The sequence below is a fragment of the Teichococcus deserti genome, from assembly GCF_001982615.1.
GTDB classification, from domain to species: Bacteria; Pseudomonadota; Alphaproteobacteria; order Acetobacterales; family Acetobacteraceae; genus Pseudoroseomonas; species Pseudoroseomonas deserti.
In genome coordinates, this window is sequence record NZ_MLCO01000476.1 from 1 (window position 1) to 5,814 (window position 5,814).

General features: G+C 70.5%; 5 protein-coding genes. 2 read left to right on the forward strand and 3 right to left on the reverse strand.

Going from position 1 to position 5,814, the window contains the following annotated elements; translation table 11 throughout:
- Positions 1 to 198: 198 nt before the first annotated feature.
- Both BKE38_RS29215 and BKE38_RS29220 read left to right on the forward strand, forming a co-directional pair.
- Positions 199 to 1,110 (forward strand): amidohydrolase family protein, encoded by a 912-nt coding sequence (locus BKE38_RS29215; RefSeq protein ID WP_083747955.1) that lies wholly within the window; start codon positions 199 to 201, stop codon positions 1,108 to 1,110.
- A gap of 28 nt (positions 1,111 to 1,138) precedes the next feature.
- Positions 1,139 to 2,731 (forward strand): ABC transporter substrate-binding protein, encoded by a 1,593-nt coding sequence (locus BKE38_RS29220; RefSeq protein ID WP_076960616.1) that lies wholly within the window; start codon positions 1,139 to 1,141, stop codon positions 2,729 to 2,731.
- Between the two features lie 4 nt (positions 2,732 to 2,735).
- Here the strand turns inward: BKE38_RS29220 and BKE38_RS29225 are convergent, their stop codons facing one another.
- From BKE38_RS29225 to BKE38_RS29235, 3 genes are all read right to left on the reverse strand, one after another.
- Positions 2,736 to 3,641 (reverse strand): helix-turn-helix domain-containing protein, encoded by a 906-nt coding sequence (locus BKE38_RS29225; RefSeq protein ID WP_076960617.1) that lies wholly within the window; start codon positions 3,639 to 3,641, stop codon positions 2,736 to 2,738.
- Positions 3,642 to 3,797: 156 nt separating this feature from the next.
- Positions 3,798 to 4,832, reverse strand: coding sequence for a ribonucleotide-diphosphate reductase subunit beta (locus BKE38_RS29230; RefSeq protein ID WP_076960618.1), 1,035 nt, complete (start codon positions 4,830 to 4,832; stop codon positions 3,798 to 3,800).
- Positions 4,833 to 4,997: 165 nt separating this feature from the next.
- The coding region (locus BKE38_RS29235) for a LysR substrate-binding domain-containing protein (protein WP_076960619.1) at positions 4,998 to 5,814 on the reverse strand (817 nt) is incomplete at its 5' end.

Consider the following 5,814-nt stretch of genomic DNA (forward strand, 5'->3'; position numbering starts at 1 on the left):
CGGGGGTTTTTGCGACCCCCTGCATAGCGCGCCGGCGCCGGCGCCGCTGTCCTGCCCAGGCCATAGCTGTCAGCATCGCGCCAGGCGCCGGCCTGCGCCCGCGCGAAAATGGCACTCCCGTGACAGCCGCGGCCTGCGGGGCATAGCCGCGCCCAGGCCAGCCTCGCATACTTGGCGCCGCTTGCAGGAGTGCCCGCCATGGACATGCCGACCGATACCGGACCGGTGATCGACAGCCACCACCATCTCTGGGACCTGTCGATGGGGCGCCACCCCTGGCTGGCGCCGGTCGGCGGCGTCACCGCCCTGGGCGATCTCACCTACCTGCGCCGCGACTATCTGGTGGAGGACTTCCGGCGCGATGCCGCCGGCACCGGCGTGGTCGGCAGCGTGCATGTCGAGGCGCTGTGGGACCCGGCGCGCGACCCGGTGGAGGAAACCGCCTGGCTCGACAGCCTGCCGCTGCGCGGCGGCGTCGCTGAACGCTGCGTCGCCGGGTGCCCGCTGCAGGATCCGCGCGCCGAGGAAATCCTGGCGGCGCAGGCGCGGCACGGCCGGGTGGCCGGCATCCGCCAGACCATCCGCTGGCATCCCGACCCGGCGCAGCGCTGGAGCGCCGAGAAATACTGGGAGACCGACGCCTGGCAGCGCGGTCTTTCGCTGCTCCCCCGCCACGGCTTCCTGCTCGAGCTGCTGATGAACCCCTGGGCGGCGCAGGACGTGGCGCGGCTGGCGGCCGAGCACCCGGGGCTCACCATCGTGGTCAATCACTGCGGCTCGCCGATGGACCGCGACGCGGCGGGGATCGCCCGCTGGCGCGACGGGCTGGCCGCCATGGGCGCGCAGAAGAACATCCACCTGAAGCTGTCGAATGTTCCGCGCTACCTGTCCTCGCCCAGCGCCGCCGTGGCGCATGAGGTGCTGGACCCCTGCCTCGAGGCCTTCGGCGCGGCGCGCTGCCTCTGGGGCTCCGACTATCCGGTGGCGCGGCGCGACACGAGCTATGCCCACGCGCTCGACATCTTCCGCGGCGGCATCGCCAGGCTGCCGGCGGCCGACCAGCGCGCCCTGCTGCACGACAATGCGGCGCGGCTCTACCGCTTCGCCTGATTTTCCGACCGCTCAAGGACCGCCGACCATGACCACCCGCCGCCAGCTTCTGGGCAGCCTCGCCGCCGGAGCCTTCGCCGCCCCGCTGGCCGCGCCGCGCCTGGCCAACGCCCAGGACGCCCGCATCCTGCGCTTCGTGCCGAATGCCGACCTGGCGGTGCTCGATCCGGTCTGGACCACGGCCTATGTCACCCGCAACCACGCCATGCTGGTCTTCGACACCCTCTATGGCCACGACGCCGGCTATGTCCCGCAGCCGCAGATGGTCGAGGGGCATGAGGTCGCTTCCGACGGGCTGCAATGGACGCTGACGCTGCGCGAGGGCCTGCGATTCCACGACAACACCCCGGTCCTGGCGCGCGACGCGGTGGCCAGCATCCGCCGCTGGGGCGTGCGCGACGGCTTCGGCCAGCGGCTGATGGCGGCGACGGCGGAGCTCTCGGCCCCCGACGACCGCACCATCCTGTTCCGCCTCAAGGCCCCCTTCCCGCAGCTGCCGGATGCGCTGGGCAAGGGCACCAACAATCTCTGCGTCATCATGCCGCAGCGCCTGGCCGAGACCGACCCCTTCAAGCAGGTCACGGCGATGGTCGGCTCCGGCCCCTTCCGCTTCCTGGGCGACGAGCGGGTGCCGGGCGCGCGCAACGTCTATCAGCGCTTCGACGGCTATGTCCCCCGCCAGGGCACGGCCAGCTTCATGGCCGGGCCGAAGCGGGCGCTGGTCGAGCGGGTGGAATGGACCACCATGCCCGACCCGACCTCGGCCGCCGGCGCCCTGCGCACCGGCGGCATCGACTGGTGGGAGCTGCCGCCGCCCGACCTGCTGCCGATCCTGCGGCGCGACCGCGCGCTGAAGGTCGAGGTGCAGGACCCTAACGGCTATATCGGCATCCTGCGGCTGAACCACCTGCACGCGCCCTTCAACGACGCCCGGGTGCGGCGCGCGCTGCTGATGGCGGTCAACCAGGCCGACTTCATGCAGGCCGCCGTCGGCGACGACCGCAGCGCCTGGCGCGACGGCGTCGGCTTCTTCAGCCCCGAGACGCCGATGGCCAACAAGGCCGGCATCGAGGCCATCACCGGCCCGCGCGACCTGGACAAGGCGCGGGCCGAGATCGCCGCCGCGGGCTTCGCCGGCGCGCCGGTCACCCTGCTGGCGGCGACCGACCTGCCGATCCTGAACGCCATCGGCCTGGTGGCGGCGGACCTGTTCACCAGGCTGGGCTTCAAGCTCGACTATGTGGCGACCGATTTCGGCACGCTGATTCAGCGCCGCGCCAGCAAGGAGCCGCTGGACAAGGGCGGCTGGAGCGCCACGGCCTATTTCACCGGCGGCCTCGACCAGGCGAGCCCGGTGACCAACACCACGCTGTGGAGCAACGGCGCCGCCGCCGCCCCCGGCTGGCCGACCAGCGAGCGCATCGAGGCGCTGCGCAGCGAGTGGATCGCCGCCCCCGACCGCAGCGCGCAGCAGAAGATCGCCGAGCAGATCCAGCTGCAATCGCTGCAGGATGTGCCCTACGTGCCGCTCGGCCAGTATATCTTCGCGACGGCCTACCGGGCTTCTTTGAAGGGCGTCGGCAAAGGTTTTCCGACGTTCTGGGGCGTCGAAAAGAGCTGAGGCCTCAGGCCAGGCGGTGGCGCCAGCGCAGCGGGGTCAGGCCGGTGGCCTCGCGCAGCGCGGCCGTCAGGTGGCTCTGGCTGGAGAAGCCGCAGCGCTCGGCGATGGCGCCGATCGGCTCGGCGGTGTCGCGCAGCAGGGATTGCGCGGCCTCCAGCCGGCGCTGCATCAGCCAGCGATGCGGCGTCTGCCCGGTCTCCTGGTGGAAGCTGCGGGCGAAATGGCGGCGGCTGAGGCCGGCGGCCCCGGCCAGGTCGTCGAGGGTGATGCTCTCGCCCAGCCGGGCCTCGACGAAATGCCGCACCCGGCGCAGGCGCCAGGGCGGCAGGGCGATGTCTTTCTGTTCTTCCAGGCGCGTTCCCGCCCGGATCAGCAGCTGAGAGAGAAGCGCCGTCAGCAGCCCGTCGGCGAGGAAGGCGCGGGCCTGGCCGTGGCCTTCCTCCTCCAGCCCCTGCCAGAGCTGGCGCATCAGCGCCTCGACCAGCGGGTCGGCCCAGGTGGCTTCCGACAGGCTGCGGAAGGCCGCGCCGATATCGGCCGGGCAGTCACGGCCGAACAGCCGGCGCAGCGTGGCGTTGGGCACGGAGAGGATCAGGATGCGGCGGCTGCCATCGACCTGCCAGTGGCTTTCCACATCGGCGGGGACGACCAGCATGCGGCCGGGCTCGGCCTGCTGCACCTGGCGATGCGCGCCGATCCGCCAGCCCCAGCGGCAGCGCCCGGGCACCGCCAGCGGCAGGGCGAGCACGGTCTCGGACAGCTCGGGGTCGGTGAAGGCATGCGGCCCCTGCTCCACCAGGATCATCTGGCAGGGGAGCTGGCCGGGCGAGCGGCGATGCTCCTGCGGGAAGGCGGCATAGGGGGAGCGCCGGTAAAAATCGGCGTAGCTGCTCCAGGGGGTCTCGGACATGGGCGGCGGATCGGCTGGGACCAAGGAGAGGTCCCAGCCTAGATGGCGAACGGCGCTGATAGAAGTGCCGTTCGCCATCTAGGTTTTTGTTTGGGCGGGTGATTCACGCCTTTCGGCGATTCCGCCTCAGGCGATCACACGCCGGCGACCCTCCTGTTACCGGAAGATCTCGCCTTCCGGCTGCTTGTCGACGAAGACGCCGTCGGCGAAGGCCTCTTCCCAGGTGCCGGCGGTCGAGGCCTTGGAGTATTCGGTCGCGCGGCCCTCGAAGAAGTTCATGTGCTCGACGGCGTTGAGGATCTCGTCCAGCCAGGGCAGCGGGTTCTTCTCGGTGCCGTAATGCGGCTCCAGGCCCAGCTGCTGCAGGCGGCGGTCGGCGATGAAGCGGATATACTGCTTCACGTCCTCGGCGGTCATGCCCTGGACGCCGCCCAGCTCGAAGGCCAGGTCGATGAAGGCGTCCTCGTGCTCGACGATGGTGGTGCAGATCTCGACCAGGTCGGCCTTCAGCTGCTCGGTCCAGATCTCCGGGTTTTCCTGCACGAAGGTGCGGAACAGGCGGATCACCGACAGGCAGTGCAGCGTCTCGTCGCGCACCGACCAGGAGACGATCTGGCCCATGCCCTTCATCTTGTTGAACCGCGGGAAGTTCATCAGGATGGCGAAGGAGGCGAAGAGCTGCAGGCCCTCGGTGAAGGCGCCGAAGGCGGCGAGCGTCTTGGCGATCTCGGTCTTGTTCTCGACCGAGAAGGACTGCATGTAGTCGTACTTGTCCTTCATCTCCTTGTACTTCAGGAACGCCGTGTACTCGGTTTCCGGCATGCCGATGGTGTCGAGGAGATGGGCGTAGGCGGCGATGTGGATCGTCTCGATGTTGCTGAAGGCGGACAGCATCATCAGCACTTCGGTCGGCTTGAACACCTGCGCGTAGTGCTTCATGTAGCAGTTGTTCACCTCGACATCGGCCTGGGTGAAGAAGCGGAAGATCTGCGTCAGCAGGTTGCGCTCGGCATCCGTCAGGTTCTTCTGCCAGTCCTTCACGTCATCGGCCATCGGCACCTCCTCGGGGAGCCAATGGACGCGCTGCTGCGTCATCCAGGCCTCGTAGGCCCAGGGGTAGCGGAAGGGCTTGTAGACCGGGTTGGCGGTCAGCAGGTCCATCTTCTCGGGCGCGGCGCTGGTCTCGGACATGCGTGGGTCTCTCCGGCAGGCAGAAGTTCCTGGCGCGACCGAAGCGACTCCGGCGCGGCCAGGCGAGGCTGAAAAACGGGTGGGAGCTTAGAGCAAACCCGGTGCGGGCAACGCAACCGCGGGGCGCGCATGATAGCCGCGCGGGGCGGCGGGAGAAAGCCGGGGCTAGGCCTCGCCCAGCGCCTCGACGAAGCCCTGGGCCAGGCGGGACAAGGGCCGCAGCCGCGGCCGCAGCAGCCGCGCGGTGCTGACGATGGCCGGGCGGAAGGGCCGCGCCACCAGGTCCGGCGGGTTCGACCCGCGCAGCCCGAAGCCGCTGAGCAGCCCGATTCCCGCCCCCGCCCGGACCAGCGCGCAAACGGCCTCCGCCTGCGACACCTCGACCGCGATGCGGAAGGGGAAATTGGCCTCGGCGAAGGCGCGGGCCAGTTGCTCGCCCAGCACCAGGTGGCGGCCGGGGCAGAGCAGCGGCTGCCCGGCCAGCTCGGCCGGGCCAAGGTACTGCCGCGCCGCCAGGGCATGCCCGGGGGGCAGCAGGCAGGCCAGCTCGCTGGTGCCGAGCTCGTCCACCAGCAGCGCGTCATGCCCGACCGGGCCGATGATGAAGCCCAGATCGTCCTTCTGCGCCGCTATTCGTTCAATGACCTCATGCGCGCCAAAACTCTGCAGCGTGACCGAGGCCTCGGGCCGCCGCTCCCGGAAGCGCTGGATCGCCGGCGCCAGCAGCGAGGCCGCCAGCGCCGGGATGCAGGAGATCGCCAGGATGCCGGCCCGCCCGGCACGCAGCTCGCCGGCCAGGCGCTGCACCTGCTCCAGCGCCGCGAAGGCGCCCAGCGTCTCGGGAAACATCAGCTGCGCCTCGGGGGTCGGGCGCAGCCGGCGCTTCTCGCGGATGAAGAGGGAAAAGCCGAGGCGCTGCTCGGCCTTCTGCAGCATGCGGGTGACCGCGGGCTGGGAGACGTTCAGCGCCGCCGCGGCGGCG